At 63.8% G+C, this 14,731-nt stretch carries 17 protein-coding genes; 6 read left to right on the forward strand and 11 right to left on the reverse strand.

The window, feature by feature from the left end; translation table 11 throughout:
- Positions 1 to 11: 11 nt before the first annotated feature.
- The 3 genes from NKL06_RS18840 to NKL06_RS18850 all read left to right on the forward strand — a co-directional run bounded on the left by NKL06_RS18840 (position 12) and on the right by NKL06_RS18850 (position 1,939).
- Complete coding sequence (locus NKL06_RS18840; RefSeq protein ID WP_023668740.1) at positions 12 to 761, forward strand: YebC/PmpR family DNA-binding transcriptional regulator; 750 nt, start codon at positions 12 to 14, stop codon at positions 759 to 761.
- 81 nt (positions 762 to 842) lie between these two features.
- Positions 843 to 1,631, forward strand: coding sequence for an RDD family protein (locus tag NKL06_RS18845; RefSeq protein WP_023694580.1), 789 nt, complete (start codon positions 843 to 845; stop codon positions 1,629 to 1,631).
- Positions 1,628 to 1,939 (forward strand): Rdx family protein, encoded by a 312-nt coding sequence (locus NKL06_RS18850; RefSeq protein ID WP_023694581.1) that lies wholly within the window; start codon positions 1,628 to 1,630, stop codon positions 1,937 to 1,939. Before NKL06_RS18845 ends, NKL06_RS18850 begins: the two co-directional genes overlap by 4 nt.
- 33 nt (positions 1,940 to 1,972) lie before the next feature.
- Here the strand turns inward: NKL06_RS18850 and NKL06_RS18855 are convergent, their stop codons facing one another.
- Both NKL06_RS18855 and NKL06_RS18860 read right to left on the reverse strand, forming a co-directional pair.
- Positions 1,973 to 2,449, reverse strand: a complete 477-nt coding sequence (locus NKL06_RS18855; RefSeq protein WP_023694582.1) for an anthrone oxygenase family protein — start codon at positions 2,447 to 2,449, stop codon at positions 1,973 to 1,975.
- A 1-nt stretch (position 2,450) separates the two neighbouring features.
- Positions 2,451 to 3,278, reverse strand: a complete 828-nt coding sequence (locus NKL06_RS18860) for an NAD(P)H-binding protein (RefSeq protein ID WP_023694583.1) — start codon at positions 3,276 to 3,278, stop codon at positions 2,451 to 2,453.
- 117 nt (positions 3,279 to 3,395) lie between these two features.
- Here NKL06_RS18860 and NKL06_RS18865 point away from each other — a divergent pair, with 117 nt between their 5' ends.
- Positions 3,396 to 4,037, forward strand: coding sequence for a TetR/AcrR family transcriptional regulator (locus NKL06_RS18865; RefSeq protein ID WP_023694584.1), 642 nt, complete (start codon positions 3,396 to 3,398; stop codon positions 4,035 to 4,037).
- Positions 4,038 to 4,223: 186 nt separating this feature from the next.
- Here NKL06_RS18865 and rpmE read toward each other — a convergent pair whose 3' ends face one another.
- A complete protein-coding gene (gene rpmE, locus NKL06_RS18870) occupies positions 4,224 to 4,445 on the reverse strand; it encodes a 50S ribosomal protein L31 (protein WP_023668748.1) in 222 nt (73 codons plus the stop codon).
- A 204-nt stretch (positions 4,446 to 4,649) separates the two neighbouring features.
- Between rpmE and NKL06_RS18875 the strand changes: the two genes are divergently transcribed.
- A complete protein-coding gene (locus NKL06_RS18875; RefSeq protein ID WP_023668749.1) occupies positions 4,650 to 6,452 on the forward strand; it encodes an ABC transporter transmembrane domain-containing protein in 1,803 nt (600 codons plus the stop codon).
- Positions 6,453 to 6,462: 10 nt separating this feature from the next.
- Here NKL06_RS18875 and NKL06_RS18880 read toward each other — a convergent pair whose 3' ends face one another.
- Positions 6,463 to 7,950: a carboxypeptidase M32 gene (locus tag NKL06_RS18880; RefSeq protein WP_023694585.1), complete on the reverse strand. Its 1,488-nt coding sequence runs from the start codon at positions 7,948 to 7,950 to the stop codon at positions 6,463 to 6,465.
- 153 nt (positions 7,951 to 8,103) lie between these two features.
- Between NKL06_RS18880 and NKL06_RS18885 the strand changes: the two genes are divergently transcribed.
- Positions 8,104 to 8,457, forward strand: coding sequence for a DUF1304 domain-containing protein (locus NKL06_RS18885; protein WP_023808051.1), 354 nt, complete (start codon positions 8,104 to 8,106; stop codon positions 8,455 to 8,457).
- Between the two features lie 78 nt (positions 8,458 to 8,535).
- Here NKL06_RS18885 and NKL06_RS18890 read toward each other — a convergent pair whose 3' ends face one another.
- From NKL06_RS18890 to NKL06_RS18920, 7 genes are all read right to left on the reverse strand, one after another.
- Positions 8,536 to 8,961: a hypothetical protein gene (locus tag NKL06_RS18890; protein ID WP_023688945.1), complete on the reverse strand. Its 426-nt coding sequence runs from the start codon at positions 8,959 to 8,961 to the stop codon at positions 8,536 to 8,538.
- 239 nt (positions 8,962 to 9,200) lie between these two features.
- Positions 9,201 to 10,232: a peptidoglycan -binding protein gene (locus tag NKL06_RS18895; RefSeq protein ID WP_023684164.1), complete on the reverse strand. Its 1,032-nt coding sequence runs from the start codon at positions 10,230 to 10,232 to the stop codon at positions 9,201 to 9,203.
- A 1-nt stretch (position 10,233) separates the two neighbouring features.
- Positions 10,234 to 11,259: a MotA/TolQ/ExbB proton channel family protein gene (locus tag NKL06_RS18900; protein ID WP_023668754.1), complete on the reverse strand. Its 1,026-nt coding sequence runs from the start codon at positions 11,257 to 11,259 to the stop codon at positions 10,234 to 10,236.
- Between the two features lie 179 nt (positions 11,260 to 11,438).
- Positions 11,439 to 12,155, reverse strand: coding sequence for a PAQR family membrane homeostasis protein TrhA (gene trhA, locus NKL06_RS18905; RefSeq protein WP_023688947.1), 717 nt, complete (start codon positions 12,153 to 12,155; stop codon positions 11,439 to 11,441).
- Positions 12,156 to 12,265: 110 nt separating this feature from the next.
- Complete coding sequence (locus tag NKL06_RS18910) at positions 12,266 to 13,066, reverse strand: inositol monophosphatase family protein (RefSeq protein ID WP_023684166.1); 801 nt, start codon at positions 13,064 to 13,066, stop codon at positions 12,266 to 12,268.
- Between the two features lie 22 nt (positions 13,067 to 13,088).
- Positions 13,089 to 13,655, reverse strand: coding sequence for an elongation factor P (efp, locus tag NKL06_RS18915; RefSeq protein ID WP_023668757.1), 567 nt, complete (start codon positions 13,653 to 13,655; stop codon positions 13,089 to 13,091).
- 142 nt (positions 13,656 to 13,797) lie between these two features.
- Positions 13,798 to 14,661: a LysR family transcriptional regulator gene (locus tag NKL06_RS18920; RefSeq protein WP_023694589.1), complete on the reverse strand. Its 864-nt coding sequence runs from the start codon at positions 14,659 to 14,661 to the stop codon at positions 13,798 to 13,800.
- Between the last annotated feature and the right edge of the window lie 70 nt (positions 14,662 to 14,731).

A 14,731-nucleotide genomic window follows, 5' to 3' on the forward strand; every position in this document is an offset into this window, starting at 1 on the left:
ACAGGGGTGCCATGGCCGGCCATTCACAGTTCAAGAACATCATGCACCGCAAGGGCCGGCAGGACGCGGTGCGGTCGAAAATGTTTTCCAAGCTGGCGCGCGAAATCACCGTCGCCGCCAAGAGCGGAACACCGGATCCGTCGATGAACCCGCGTTTGCGCCTGGCCATTCAGAACGCCAAGGCGGTGTCGATGCCGAAGGACAACATCCAGCGCGCCATCAACAAGGCATCGATGGGCGATGCCGAGAACTACGAAGCGGTGCGCTATGAAGGCTATGGGCCAGGCGGCGTGGCGCTGATCGTCGAGGCGCTGACCGACAACCGCAACCGCTCGGCCTCGAACGTGCGCGCCGCCTTCACCAAAGCCGGGGGTGCGCTTGGTGAAACCGGCTCGGTGTCGTTCATGTGGAACCGCGCCGGCGAGATTTACTATCCGGCCTCCGCCGGCAGCGCCGACAAGGTGATGGACGCGGCGATCGAGGCCGGCGCCGATGACGTCGAGTCCGACGAGGAAGGCCACACCATCTACTGTGCGTTCGAGAGTATGGGCGAAGTGTCTAAGGCGCTGGAAGCCTCGCTTGGCGAGGCCGAATCGGTGAAGCCGATCTGGCAGCCGCAGAACAATGTCCCGGTCGACGAAGAGCGGGCGCAATCGCTGATGAAACTGGTGGCAACGCTCGAGGACGATGACGACGTGCAGAGCGTCTACGCCAATTTCGAGGTCGACGACGAGACCATGGCCAAGCTCAGCGCGGCGTAGGTCCGTGCAATACAGTCGGATGCGAATATTGCTGTATGACGGCGGCCTGCCTATAGATTAGTCAGTTATCAGGGGGGGCCGATGACCGACTATAAAGAGGCAAGTTTTGCCGATGCGGTGGCCTGGCCTCGCCGGCCCGGCATATGGCGACGGTTTCTCGCTGCACTCATCGACTACCTTGTAATCCTGATCGCCCTCTATTTGCTCGTAGGGGCTCTATTTCTGCTGACCAACGGTGGCGTAAAAGGCAGCTTTTGGCTGAACTGGAAACTATGCCAGGAGGGTACGGTTCACGGTGCCCCGACACTTGCCCGTTATGATTGGCAGGTGTGTAGAACATCAGTACTTGGTTTGCCGGTCGCCATATGGAGCGTGGGTACGGCGCCGGGCTCAAAGCCTGGAGAAACCTCCTCCATCTCGATCGATCTGGATTCGCAAGGGAATTTCAGGCCTGCAGCATTGGACCTGGGTTTCCTCGAGCTGATCGCTCTGGCGTCTTATCTCCTCATTATGGAGTTGAAGTCCGGCCAATCAATCGGCAAGCGGCTCACGGAGCTCACTGTACATGATGAGGACGACAGACATAGGGTCGGCCTGCCGGCGAGAAAGGCTGTTCGGCGGCAACTTATCAAGTTTCTCGGCGCATTACCGATCGTCCTGACGGGAAGCTGGTATGCTTTTCAGGCTTGGGGCACCGCTCCCGGTGGCGTGCAGGATTACTCCAGCCTGGAAATAGTGGTTGCGTCCGCTGCCCTCGTTTCGGTGTTGATCTGGCCGGTCTGGATTGCGATATCCATAGCTCTGGGCGACGACCCGATACACGATCGATTCGCAAATACCACGGTGCGCATACAGGAGGCCCAGACATGAGTGTGCCGGAGAGGCCCCGCGTGGTCATCACCTATTGCACGCAGTGCCAGTGGCTGTTGCGGGCCGGCTGGATGGCGCAGGAACTGCTCTCCACCTTCGGCACGGATCTTGGCGAAGTGACGCTGGTGCCGGGCACAGGCGGCATCTTCACCGTTTCCTGCAACGATGTGCTGGTCTGGGACCGCAAGCGCGACGGCGGCTTTCCCGATGCCGCCAAGCTCAAGCAGCTGGTGCGCGACGTCATCGATCCGGACCGGGATCTCGGTCATTCCGACCGCAAGGGTCACACGCAAAAGGACTCCGCTTGAGGCGAGGTCCTTGCGTTTGCGAAGTGCCATTTTTCAGAGCAATGCGAACATAAAGCAGGCCATCGACACGATGGCGGTGATGGTGCGGACGTGGTTCCACATCACCCATTGATTCAGATGGTTCGCCCACACGGCTACGCCATTGGCGCTGGCCGGGTCGACGGCGGCGAGCGCATCGTTGAGCGGCACATTGAAGACCATGGTCACGATCGGGTTGCCGATCAAATAGATCACGGCACCGGCAAGCAGCCAGTATAAGCCGGACTGGCTCCACCCCATGAGAACGGCGGCGATAAGCACCAGACAGAGCACGCCGGTGCCGAACAGCGCCGTCATGAAGGTGGGCGTGATCACCGTGATGTTGATCGAATTCATCGCTGCGATGCCTTGGGGGACCGGCAGCCGGGCAAGCGCCGACATGATAAAGTTGGAAAAGGCGAAGAACACGCCGCCGACGACGCCCGAGCCGATGGCGGCGATGATGGTGAGGGTGGGAAGAAGCTTGATCATCTCAGTTGCTCCAGATGCCGGTTGCGGCGGGTTCATTTGCGTAGGCGGAAAAGTCTTTCGGCGCGCGGCCGAGCACACGCTGGACACCGTCGGTCAGCGTCTCGTTGCGGCCGTCAAGCACTTCGGTGAACAGCTCGTTGAGCAGCCAGGCGATTTCGGGCGGCAGTTCGTGTGCCGCCGTCGCGGCGGTGAATTCGTCATGCGAGATCTTGATATAGCGGATGTCGCGGCCGGTCGCCTTGGCGATCTCGGCGACCGCGTCGGCGAAGCTCAGCAGCCGCGGCCCGGTCAGCTCATAGAGCTGGCCGACATGGCCCGGCTCGGTCAGCGCGACGAAGGCAGCATCGGCGATGTCGTCGACATCGACGAAGGGCTCGCCAACAGGGCCGACAGGCAAGGCCACTTCGCCTTGCAGCAGGGACTCGACGAGAAAACCTTCGCTGAAATTCTGCGAAAACCAGGCGCAGCGCAGGATCGTCCAGTCGGCGCCCGAGGCTTTGACCATCTCTTCGGCGCGCTGGGCCTCGGTCTCGCCGCGGCCGGAGAGCCGCACCAGGCGGGTGACGCCATTTGCCACCGCAAGCTTGGCGAAGGCGCCGACTGTCTCGGCGGCGCGCGGCACGGCGATGTCGGGATAGTAGCTGATGTAGACGGCACTCACGCCTTGCATGGCAGGCTCCCAGGTCGCCGGAACCTCCCAGTCGAAGCGGGGGCTGCCGGAGCGCGAGCCGATGCGCACGGGAACGCCCTGTGCGGTCAGCCGCTCTGCGAGGCGACGGCCGGTCTTGCCAGTGCCGCCGAGGATCAGGATTGGTTTGGTGTCAGTCATTGTGGTTCTCCTTTGCTTGAAAATATGAGTGATCCTCACATTTGCAAAACGTGATAAACCCTCGTATTTTGCGAGTCAAGCCGTTTGTTGGCAATTTTGTCGGAACCGGAGGCAGTCATGGAAGACACAGCAGCGCCCGCATCTGCCCAGGAGCAGGTAGCATCGCCGCGGCGGGCGCCCACCCAGCAGCGCAGCCGCGAGCGGGTCGAGCGCATGCTGGCCGCAGCCTCGGCGCTGATTGCCGAGCAAGGCAGCGACGCCATGCGCATGGGCGAGGTGGCGGAACGGGCCGCGGTGTCGATCGGCTCGCTCTACCAGTTCTTTCCCGACAAGCGGGCGATCGTCTGGGCGCTGGCCGAGCGCTACACCGCCGAAAGCCAGGCCTGCATCTCCTCGGCGCTCAAGGATGTCGTCGACGCCGAGGGCCTGCGGCAGGCGTTTTCGGAGCTGGTGGATATCTACTATCAGCTGTTCCTGGCCGAGCCGGTGATGCGCGACATCTGGTCGGGCACGCAGGCCGACAAGGCGCTGCGCCAGCTCGAACTCGCCGACAGCCGGGCAAATGCCGAATTCCTGACCATGGTGCTGAAGCGGCTGCATCCCGGCGCCGATCCGGTGGCGCTGGAGACCACAGCGTTTCTGGTCTGGCAGATGGGCGAGGCTGCCGTGCGGCTGGCGATCTCGGTCGATCGGCAGGAGGGCGACAGGCTGGTCGCCGCCTACAAGCGCATGGCGCTGCGGGAATTGGTGGACGGGTAGGCTCGCACCACTCTGGGAAGGGTCGCTTCGAAGCAGCAGGGTGGAGGCGTCGGACCGCACCCGACCCTTGGGCCGACCTCCCCACAAGCGGGAGGTATCGGCGCGTTAGCTTGAAGCGACTGACTTTGACGGCAACAAAAAACCCGCCACAAAGGCGGGTTCTTTATTCAGCGATACAGGTAAACTTTAAAGGCCGAAACCTTCGAAGCGCTTCTTGAACTTCGACAGGCGGCCGCCGCGGTCGAGCAGGGTCTGCTGGCCGCCGGTCCAGGCCGGGTGCGTGGTCGGATCGATATCGAGGTTCATCGTATCGCCTTCCTTGCCCCAGGTCGAACGGGTCGAGTATTCGGTGCCATCGGTCATGACGACCTTGATGGTGTGGTAGTCGGGATGGATATCGGCCTTCATTGTCGTGCTTCCTGGCTTGCGGCGCTACAGACGGGCCCGCGGCCTGCGTCGATGCGCCCCTTTTTAAAACTCGAAGCCGCAGCTATTGAAAAGCCACGGCTTCTAAAACGGTCGGCGAGCCTATACATCAGCCGGAATTGAATCACAAGGCCACGGCAGGCGCATATTGAACGCGCCCACCTGGAGCGGCCAGAGGAAACGGTCATGGCGGACATCAGCGGCGAGCAAGACGGGCGCAGGCGCTCGCTCGGGCCGCTCAGGCGCCTATATCCCTACATATTCCGCTACCGCAAACTGGTCATAGGCGCCCTCATTTCGCTCGCCATCGCCGCAGCGACGACGCTGGCGCTGCCGCTGGCCGTGCGGCGCATGATCGACCACGGTTTCAGCGCTTCCGGCACCGTCTTCATCGCCGAATATTTCGCCGCTTTGGTGGCGATGGCAGCCATTCTGGCGGCGGCATCGGCCGGACGCTACTACTTCGTCATCACGCTCGGCGAGCGGGTCGTTGCCGACATCCGCAGCGACGTGTTTTCGCATGTCACGACGCTTTCGCCGTCCTTCTTCGACACCGCCCAGTCGGGCGAGATCGTCTCGCGGCTTGCCGCCGACACCACGCAGGTGAAATCCGCCGTCGGCGCCACCGCCTCCGTGGCGTTGCGCAACGTCATCCTCGGCCTTGGCGCGGTGGCGATGATGGTCGTCACCAGCCCGAAACTGTCGGGCCTGGTGATCGCGGCCATTCCGCTCATCGTGCTGCCGCTGGTCGCGTTCGGCCGTTCGGTGAGGCGCCGGTCACGGCAGGCGCAGGATACGCTGGCGCAAGCGACCGCCTATGCCAGCGAGCAGATCGGCGCGGTGCGCACGCTGCAGGCGTTCACCAACGAGACGCTGGTCACCGGGCGGTTCTCGGCCGCGGTGGAAGCCGCCTTCCAAGCGGCGCGCTCGTCGATCTTCTCCCGCTCGCTGCTCACCTTCTTTGCCATCTTCATGATCTTTTCCTCGGTCGTGGCGGTGTTGTGGTTCGGCTCGCGTGACGTGCTTGCCGGCACGATGTCGCCCGGTACGCTCGGCCAGTTCCTGCTTTACTCCGTGTTTGCCGCAGGCGCGCTGGGCGCACTGTCGGAAGTCTGGGGCGAGCTTGCCCAGGCGGCGGGTGCGGCCGAAAGGCTGACCGAGATACTCGACGAGACGCCGGCGATTCAACCGCCGGCCAATCCGCTGCCGCTGCCCGCCAAGGCGACAGGCGCGATCAGCTTCGACGACGTCTCCTTCTCCTACCCGGCAAGGCCGGACCGTGCCGCCGTCCACGGCTTGAGTTTTCAGGTCAAGCCCGGCGAGACGGTGGCGATCGTCGGCCCGTCGGGCGCCGGAAAGAGCACCGTCTTTTCGCTGATCCTGCGCTTCTACGATCCAGAAACCGGCCGCATCGCCATTGACGGCGTCGACGTGCGCGAAGCCGATCCGGCTGAAGTGCGGGAGCGCATTGCGATCGTGCCGCAGGATGTCACCATCTTTGCGGCAAGCGCGCGCGACAATATCGGCTTTGGCCGGCCGGGCGCGACGAATGCCGAGATCGAGGCCGCCGCCAGGGACGCGCTGGCCGACGAGTTCATCCTCAGGCTCGACAAGGGCTACGACAGCCAGGTCGGCGAGCGCGGCGTCACCTTGTCCGGCGGCCAGCGCCAGCGCGTGGCGATCGCCCGCGCCATCCTGCGCGACGCGCCGATCCTGCTGCTCGACGAGGCCACGTCGGCGCTCGACGCCGAAAGCGAAACGCTGGTGCAGACGGCGCTGGAACGGCTGATGCAGGGCCGCACCACCATCGTCATCGCCCACCGGCTGGCGACCGTGCTGAAGGCCGACCGCATCCTGGTCATGGATGGCGGCCGCATCGTCGAGGAAGGCACGCACCAGAGCCTGGTCGCCAAGGGCGGAATCTATGCAAGGCTGGCCAAGCTGCAGTTCGAAACCGGAGCAAGCGCCTTCAGGGGTGCCGCGGAGTAGCAACCCGCAATCAGGCGGGACCATACCGCTTGCGGAGATGCTCGGTGAAATGCGCGGCATTCAGTTTCTCGCCGGTGGCGCGCTCAAGCAGTTCGGGCGTCGACCAGCGCGATCCCTGCGACCAGATCTTGTCGCGGCGCCAGTCATTGATGGCGGCGAAATTGCCCCTGGCGAGATCGCTGTCGGCTGAAGGATGGTCGCGCGTCAGCGCAGCCCATTGCTGCGCCGCCATCATGGCGCCCAGCGTATAGGACGGGAAATAGCCGAAGGCGGCGCCCGGCCAATGCACGTCCTGCATCGGTCCGTCGGCTGGGTTGTCGATGGTCGAAAGGCCAAGATACTCCCGCATCTTGGCGTCCCACGCTTCGGGCAGGTCGGCCGCCTGCAGCCGCCCCGAGACCAGCTCCTGCTCCAACTCGTAGCGCAGGATGACATGCAGCGGGTAGGTTACCTCGTCCGCGTCGACGCGGATCAGGCCGCGCTCGACCCGGTGCACATGCGGCAGGATGTCGTCGAGCGACCAGGCTTCGCCGAGATGCTTTTCGACCACGGGCAGCGCCCAGCGCCAGAATTCGGGGTTGCGGCCGACCTGTTTCTCGACGAACAGGCTCTGGCTTTCATGCACCGCCATGCCGCGCGCCTTGCCGAGCGGCCAGTGCGCCCAGGCCTTCGGCAGGTTCTGCTCGTAGAGCGCATGGCCGGTCTCGTGCAGCACGCCCATCAAGGCCGACAGGAAGTCGGACGTCTTGTAGCGGGTGGTGATGCGCACGTCGCTCGGCACGCCGCCGCAGAAGGGATGGTGCGATACGGACAGAGAACCGTGGGTGAGGTCGAAGCCGACCGAAGCCATCATGGCGAGACCAAGCTCGCGCTGCCGGTCGATCGCATAGCTGCCGGAGAGCGGCTTCACGGGATGCCTGGCCAGGCGCGCTTCCTGCGCGGCCAGGGCTTCCGGCACGAAGCCCTTCAGGAATGTCTTCAGCTCGGTGAAGACCGGCGTGATGTCGGCGGCGCGGTTGCCAGGATCGTATTGCTCCATCAGTGCGTCGTAGGGATCGAGGCCGAGCGCGTCGGCGCGCAAAGCGGCTTCCTCGCGCACCAGCGCGATGACACCTTCGAGCGCCGGCAGGAAGCCTGCCCAGTCATTCTTGGCGCGCAGGTCGCGCCAGAGCTGCTCGGAGCGCATACGCGCCACCGTCTGGCGCTCGACGAATTCGACCGGCAGGCAGGTCAGGTTGGTGTATTGGCGACGCAGTTCGCGGACCGCCGCCTGCTGCTCCTCGTTCAGCGCCTCCTGTTCGGCGGCGGCGAGCCAGTCGGCGATCTCCGGCGCGGTAGCCCTGATATGCAGCATCCCGGCCAGGGACGACATGGCTTCGGCGCGCTTCTCGCCGCCGCCGACGGCCATGTGGGTCGCCTCGTCGGCGCCGAGGATAGCGAGCGCATGTTCCAGCGCTTCGAGCTTGTGGCCGAGATCATCGAGCTTCTGAAAAGACATGGCAGGTTCCGCGTTTTGGACCGCGGGAAAAGATACCAACGCGCCAGGATTGGCAACCCTCAAAGGTGGCTTTCGCCGATGCAGCTTGCGCCGATGAGCTTGTGCGTGGAATGCTGGCTGGCGGTGGAACACCGCCATGCAGGGGAGACTAAGATGATCGGCAATATCCTGGTCGGGCTGGTGGCCCTGATCCACGTCTACATCGTCTATCTGGAGATGGTGGCGTGGGACACACCGCGCGGGCACAGGGCGTTCAACCTCAAGCCGGACTTCGCCAGCGCATCGAAGGTGCTCGCCGCCAATCAGGGGCTCTACAACGGCTTCCTTGCCGCCGGGCTGATCTGGGGCCTCTATCTCGGCGCAGCCGGATTCCAGATCAAGGTGTTCTTCCTGCTTTGCATCGCCGTCGCCGGCCTCTATGGCGCGGCGACTGCCAGCCGGAAGATCCTCTATATTCAGACCGTGCCGGCGGTGCTGGCCCTCGCTGCGCTGTGGCTGGGCTGGTGACAAAAAAGACGCCCTCGGAGCCAGATCCGGGGGCGTCAGACAGTCCCTTCCTCATTCCTGGAGATATCAGAGCGGATCTCAGCCGTTCGGATAATTTCCGCCGTCGGAGCCATCACCGATCATGAAGCCGCTGCCGGTGTCGGACATCAGCCTCTGATCGACATTGTCGAGGCGGCGCAGCAGATCGTGATATTGCGCGGCCGGGATCCGGCCATGGTCCGAAGCGGCGACCCGTTCGGCGGCCTGGCCGATATGCGCAGCACGCAGATGCAGCCACTGCGCTTCCGAGGTCGAGATGCCCTTCGTCTCGCGCGCATCCGTGATGCCCTGTTCGACGCCCCGCACCTGCTCGATCAGGCCGGTCACGCGCGGACCGGTCATGTCGGTCGGGTCGCTGGCGTCGAGGGCGCCCTTGTGATGTCCGGCGGCATAGGCGCCGGCGAGTGGAACAGTGATCAGAAGTGTCGTGAGGGTTGCGGTCCTGAGAGTCTTCAAAGAGCGCATGATGTGCGTCTCCTCCTGTTATGGAAGGGGCAAGCGCTTTCGCTCCGCCTTCCGGAAGCGGGCCGTCCGGTTCCGTCGCGTCGCGATGGGAGGCATCGCCGGCGGTTCTCGGCCCTGCGCGTCAAAGTAGGAGCCCGGAAACGCGAAGTGTAATTAAAGAAAGATAATGTTTTCAGGCCTTGCCGACCTGGCGTTGCGCCCTAGAGTTGAGCCGGCAAACAATTTCGCGTGACTGAAAATCACCGTTCGGTGAGCTTCAGTTCAATGCGTCGGTTCTTGTTGCGGGCGTCTTCGGTGTCGGCGGGGTCGAGCGGCTGGAATTCGCCGAAGCCGGCCGCAACCAGCCGGTTGGCGGGCACGCCGTTCTCGATCAGGAACTTGACCACCGAGGTCGAACGCGCCGTCGACAATTCCCAATTGTCGCGATAGCGGCCGGCGCCGGACAGCGGCTTGTTGTCGGTGTGGCCGTCGACGCGCAGCACCCAGTTGATCTCGGGCGGGATTTCCTTTTGCAACTCGATGATGGCATCGGCGAGCTTCTTCATCTCGACCTTGCCGGCATCGTTGATCACTTCCGACCCGGTCGGGAACAGAACTTCCGACTGGAAGACGAAGCGGTCGCCGACGATGCGGATGTTCTCGCGGTCGGCGAGGATTTCGCGCAGGCGGCCGAAGAAGTCGGAGCGATAGCGGTTCAGCTCCTGCACGCGCTGCGCCAGCGCGACGTTGAGCCGACGGCCGAGATCGGCGATCTTGGTGTTGGAATCGCGGTCGCGCGTTTCGGACACATTGAGGGCGTCCTCGAGCGCGCCGATCTGCTTGCGCAGTGCTGCGATCTGCTGGTTCAGGATCTCGACCTGGCTCAGCGCCTGCTGGCTGATCTGGCGCTGGCTGTCGAGTTCGCCGCCGAGTTCCGCGGCGCGCTGGGTGGCGGCGTCGCCGGCGCCGGCACCTTGCGCCAGCAGCTGCTCGAGCCGGCTCTTCTCAGCTTCGGCGGCCGACAGCGACGCCTGCAGATTGGCCAGCGAATCGTCCTTGTCCTGCGCGCTCGAGCGCTCCAGCGCCAGCAACTGCGTCAGTTCGTTGATCTGCGAGTTGAGGCGCGTGAGCGCCGTATCCTTGCCGGAGAGTTCGCGTCCGAGCAGGAACTGCGCCAGCACGAAAACGGTGAGCAGGAACATGATGGCGAGCAGCAGCGTCGACAGCGCGTCGACGAAGCCCGGCCAATAGTCGATCCGGCGATCGGTGCGCCGGCCCCTGGCGAGAGCCATGCTAGTGGACCCCGGGTTTCTTCAGCGCGTCGGCGATCTTTTCCAGCGTGTTGCGCATCGCCTTCTGCTCGTCCGACTGGGCCTCGACCCAGTCGCGCATGATCTGCTGCTCGGAGCGCATGTTCTTGACCAGGCCGGAAATGCCGTCGGCGAGATTGGCCATGGCGGTGGCGACGCGCGGATTGGAGCCGCCGCCGCTTTCCTGCATGCTGCGCAGCCGTTCCGACAGGACCCGGATCTCGTCGGAGGATTCAGTCTTGGCCGGGTCGGCGACGGCGATGTCGGAGGAGAGATCGGTGACCGAGGACAGCCAGTTTTCAAGCTCGGTATAGAAGCGGGTCTGCGCGCGGCCGGCCTGCAGGTCGAGGAAGCCTAGCACCAGCGACCCGGAAAGGCCGAACAGCGAGGACGAAAAGGCCGTACCCATGCCGGCCAGCGGCGCCGACAGCCCCTGCTTCAGCGAATCGAGCACGGCGGCGGCGTCGCCGGTGCCGGGATCGAGCGATTCGATGGTTTCGCGGATCGAGCCGATGGTGTTGAGCAGGCCCCAGAAGGTGCCGAGCAGACCGAGGAACACCAGCAACCCGACGAGATAGCGCGAGGTGTCGCGGCTTTCGTCGAGGCGGGTGGCGATCGAATCCAGCATGGTGCGCATCGAAGACGTCGAGAAGGCGACCGTCGAGGAGCGGCCGATCATCGCCTTCATCGGCGCCAGCAGCACCGGCTCGGTGGTTTCGGAACCGGCGCGGAAGGAATTGACCCAGCGCACTTCGCGAAACAGTCGTCCGACCTGGGCGAAGGCAAGCAGGATGCCGACCACAAGGACGCCGACGATCAGGCCGTTGAGGCCGGGATTGCTCCCGAAAGCGGTCGAGATCTGGCGGGTGAGGATGGCGGCGATGAAGGCGACGATGACCAGGAAGATGACCATGGTCAGGAGGAAGACCTGCGGGCTCGACAGTTTGTGCGGATCGTACATCAGGACATCAGAACGCCTGCCCACGCCGAAGGATCTGAGAAAAGCCATCCGTGCCCCGTTTCCGATGCTCTATTTGCCTTGACGCAATTCCGAACGGGAAGCCGCTCATACTTCCCTGGAACCGCTCCAGTGCCGCCGATCACGTAATTCGCGACTCTAAACGGAATTGTGACCAAATTGAATGGCGCTTGGCAATATTGCCCGACTGTCGGGCCGCACCACGCCGTTCAGAGGCGGTTGACGACCAGGCAGTCGACCATGGCGGCAAGATGCAGCCCGGCGCCGGTGACGACAAAGCCGTGCCAGAGGGCATTGTGAAAGCGCAGGCGTTTCCAGGCGAAGAAGATGACGCCGCAGGAGTACACGATGCCGCCGGCGACAATCAGCGCGATCGAGGTCGTCGGCAACGTCGCCACCAGCGGCTTGACCAGGACGACGCCGCTCCAGCCGATGGCGAGATAGAAGACAATGGCCAGACGATCGAAGCGACCGGGCAGGAACACTTTCATGGCAATGCCGGTCAAAGCAGCGGTCCAGACAAGGACAATCATCGGCAGCGCCAGCGGCGAGCCGTCGAGCTGGGCCAGAAAGGGCGTGTAGGTCGCGGCGATCAGGAGATAGATCGCCGCATGATCGAAGCGCCGCAAGATCCACTTCGCCGGCGACGTCACCGGCCACAGATTGTAGGTCAGCGAAATCGACAGCACAGTCAGCAGCGACACCACGAAGAAGGCGGCGGCGATGTATTCGCCGGGACCGGCATGGAAGGCGGCCAGCGCCAGCAACGCCGAGCCGGCGGCTATCGCCAGCACGATGCCGACCGCATGGACGATGCCATCGGCGATCATCTCCGCACGCGAGTAGTGCCAACGCCCGACATAAGGGATTTCAACTGGCTGGTCTGGCTGCGCTTCTCGCGAGGATAGTGAAGGTATGCTCGTCATAAAAAATCCTGCGTCACCCTTATCTGGGCGGCCGCCGGGCAGTATTTCAAGCTTTGATTGCGGTTTTGCGACTGCGGCGCTTCAGCACGCCGCGCCGGCATGCCAAGTGATCAGCGCGCCGAAAGCGGCTTCTTCACCGCCTTGAGCAGCGCGCGCTGTATGACCTCGTTGCCGGCGACGAGCGAACCCGCTTCGAGCATATCCTGGCCGCCATCCATGTCGGAGACGAAGCCACCGGCCTCGCGGATCAGCAGCAGGCCGGCGGCAATGTCCCAGGCCGAAAGGCCGGTTTCCCAAAAGCCGTCCATGCGGCCGGCGGCGACATAAGCGAGATCGAGCGCGGCGGAACCCAGGCGGCGCACGCCCGAGACCTCGGCCATCACATTGCGCAACTCGACGAGGAAATTGCCGTGCTGGCCGCGGCCGAGATGCGGCACGCCGCAGCCGATGACGCAGTCGGTGAGCTTGCTGCGGCCGGCAACGCGCAGCCGGCGATCGTTCATGAAGGCGCCGCCGCCGCGCTCGGCGGTGTAGAGCTCATCCATTGCCGGATTGTAGATGACGGCGGCGACCAACTGGCCCTGTCGCTCCAGCGCGATCGAGATGGAAAAGATCGGAATGCCGTGCAGGAAATTGGTGGTGCCGTCGAGCGGGTCGACGATCCAACGGTGCTGGTCGTCGTCCCCTGCGATCATGCCGCGCTCTTCCATCAGGAAGGCATAGCCCGGCCGTGCCTTCGACAGTTCGGCAAACAGAATGTCCTCGGCCTTGCGGTCGGCTTGGCTGACATAGTCGCCCGGTCCCTTCATCGACACCTGCAGGTTCTGCACCTCGCCGAAGTCGCGCGACAGCGAGCGGCCGGCCTTCATGGCGGCCTGGACCATGACATTGAGAAGTGCGGAGCGTGCCATCGTATCTGTTCCTGCCTACGCGTCAGTCTGCGCGGCGCATGTAGGTGAGTTCGTTGGTGTCGACGACGATGCGTTCGCCAGCGCCGATGAATGGCGGCACCAGCACGCGGATGCCGTTTTCCAGCACCGCCGGCTTGTACGAGGACGCGGCCGTCTGGCCCTTCACCACCGGGTCGGCCTCGGTGATGGTCAGCGTCACCTGGTCGGGCAGCGAAATGCCGATCGGCCTGTCCTCATAGAGCTGGACCGTCACCATCATGCCGTCCTGCAGGAAGGCGGCGCGGTCGCCGACGAAATCCTTCGCCAGCTCGAGCTGCTCGTAGCTCTGCGTGTCCATGAACACCAGTGCGTCGTCCTGGGCGTAGAGGAAGGAAAAATCCTTCAGGTCGAGCCGGATCTGCTCGACGGTCTCGGCCGAGCGGAAGCGCTCGTTGAGCTTGGTGCCGTTGATCAGGTTCTTCAGTTCGACCTGGTTATAGGCACCGCCCTTGCCGGGCTTGACGGTGTTGGTCCTGACCGCCACCCAAAGGCCGCCATCGTGCTCGATGACATAGCCGGGACGGATTTCGTTGCCATTGATCTTGGCCATGATGAGATTGATCCGGGATGCTACCAACGGCTTGGCCGTTGGTATGGGGATGGTCGCTGGACAAGCGATTTCGGGCTCCCAAGACCACAAATCGGCAGGAGAGGCAAGGGGATGCCAGATCGCCCGACAAGGGCTGGTAGCCTCAAACCTGGGCCGCAATGACTCTGCCGACAGCCTCGACGATGGCGTCCGCAGCCTCAGTCAGCCGGTTGAGATGAGGCGAACGAAGTGCGGCGACCTGCAAGGAAAGGTCGACATCTTCCGTGTTGACCAGCATGAGGCCGTCGGGAAGTCCGCGCCTTGCAAGACGCAACGGCACTAGCCCAAGGCCGTGCCCCCGACGGACCCATTCCATCTGCAAGGCCGGATCCTGTATCTCCGCCGCGATCTCGAAATAACGCCTTCCGCCGACCAGAACGGACATGAGTTTCTGGCGCGCGTCGCAAGGGGCCGGACTAAGCACCCACGGCATGGGTGTCCGGCCACCGTCTTCCGGATCGGGGACGGTGGACGCAGCTATGACGCCAAGACGTTCAGTGCCAAGCGCTTCCGGGCCTGGCTTATCCGACGATCGCAGAACAATCGTCACATCGAGCTCGCCGCGTTCGAATTGACCGATTAGTTCGGCGCTCCAGCCCGTCTTGAGCCGTAGCGACACTTTCGGGAACGCCGCCGCGGCGTTGGCGATGGCCCCGGCGATGTCGCGGTCCGAGAGGCCATGGGCGAGACCCAGGCGGAACAGTCCTTCCGGCTCGGTCTTTCCGGCGAAGGATTTCAGCGCTTCTACGGAAGCGATGATATCGCGTCCGCGCGCCAGCACTTCCAGCCCCGTCGGCGTCAGTCGCGGCGGCTTTTGCCGGCGGTCGAGCAGCGTCGTGCCAAGCATGTCCTCCAGCCGCTGGATTTGCCGGGTCACAGCCGGCTGCGTCAGCGGCAGGCGCCGGGCGACCTTCTGGATCGAGCCCTCCTCGGCAAACAGGGCGAGCGTGCGCAATTCCTCAAGCATAGCTAGAACTATGTTTCGTAAGCATAATCATTGTAAACATTATGAATTTGAAATCCATCGCCTGGCAAGC

The sequence above is a fragment of the Mesorhizobium sp. C268A genome, assembly GCF_040324475.1.
Lineage (GTDB): Bacteria > Pseudomonadota > Alphaproteobacteria > Rhizobiales > Rhizobiaceae > Mesorhizobium.

Coding starts and splice junctions, on each gene's coding strand:
- NKL06_RS18890 (WP_023688945.1), bottom strand. CDS start 8,961: ATGCGCTCTTTGAAGACTCTCAGGACCGCAACCCTCACGACACTTCTG.
- rpmE (WP_023668748.1), bottom strand. CDS start 4,445: ATGAAGGCCGATATCCATCCCGACTACCACACCATCAAGGTCGTCATG.
- NKL06_RS18865 (WP_023694584.1), top strand. CDS start 3,396: ATGGAAGACACAGCAGCGCCCGCATCTGCCCAGGAGCAGGTAGCATCG.
- NKL06_RS18860 (WP_023694583.1), bottom strand. CDS start 3,278: ATGACTGACACCAAACCAATCCTGATCCTCGGCGGCACTGGCAAGACC.
- efp (WP_023668757.1), bottom strand. CDS start 13,655: ATGGCCAAGATCAATGGCAACGAAATCCGTCCCGGCTATGTCATCGAG.
- NKL06_RS18875 (WP_023668749.1), top strand. CDS start 4,650: ATGGCGGACATCAGCGGCGAGCAAGACGGGCGCAGGCGCTCGCTCGGG.
- NKL06_RS18910 (WP_023684166.1), bottom strand. CDS start 13,066: ATGGCACGCTCCGCACTTCTCAATGTCATGGTCCAGGCCGCCATGAAG.
- NKL06_RS18920 (WP_023694589.1), bottom strand. CDS start 14,661: ATGCTTGAGGAATTGCGCACGCTCGCCCTGTTTGCCGAGGAGGGCTCG.
- NKL06_RS18855 (WP_023694582.1), bottom strand. CDS start 2,449: ATGATCAAGCTTCTTCCCACCCTCACCATCATCGCCGCCATCGGCTCG.
- NKL06_RS18850 (WP_023694581.1), top strand. CDS start 1,628: ATGAGTGTGCCGGAGAGGCCCCGCGTGGTCATCACCTATTGCACGCAG.
- NKL06_RS18885 (WP_023808051.1), top strand. CDS start 8,104: ATGATCGGCAATATCCTGGTCGGGCTGGTGGCCCTGATCCACGTCTAC.
- NKL06_RS18840 (WP_023668740.1), top strand. CDS start 12: ATGGCCGGCCATTCACAGTTCAAGAACATCATGCACCGCAAGGGCCGG.
- NKL06_RS18845 (WP_023694580.1), top strand. CDS start 843: ATGACCGACTATAAAGAGGCAAGTTTTGCCGATGCGGTGGCCTGGCCT.
- trhA (WP_023688947.1), bottom strand. CDS start 12,155: ATGACGAGCATACCTTCACTATCCTCGCGAGAAGCGCAGCCAGACCAG.
- NKL06_RS18895 (WP_023684164.1), bottom strand. CDS start 10,232: ATGGCTCTCGCCAGGGGCCGGCGCACCGATCGCCGGATCGACTATTGG.
- NKL06_RS18900 (WP_023668754.1), bottom strand. CDS start 11,259: ATGGCTTTTCTCAGATCCTTCGGCGTGGGCAGGCGTTCTGATGTCCTG.
- NKL06_RS18880 (WP_023694585.1), bottom strand. CDS start 7,950: ATGTCTTTTCAGAAGCTCGATGATCTCGGCCACAAGCTCGAAGCGCTG.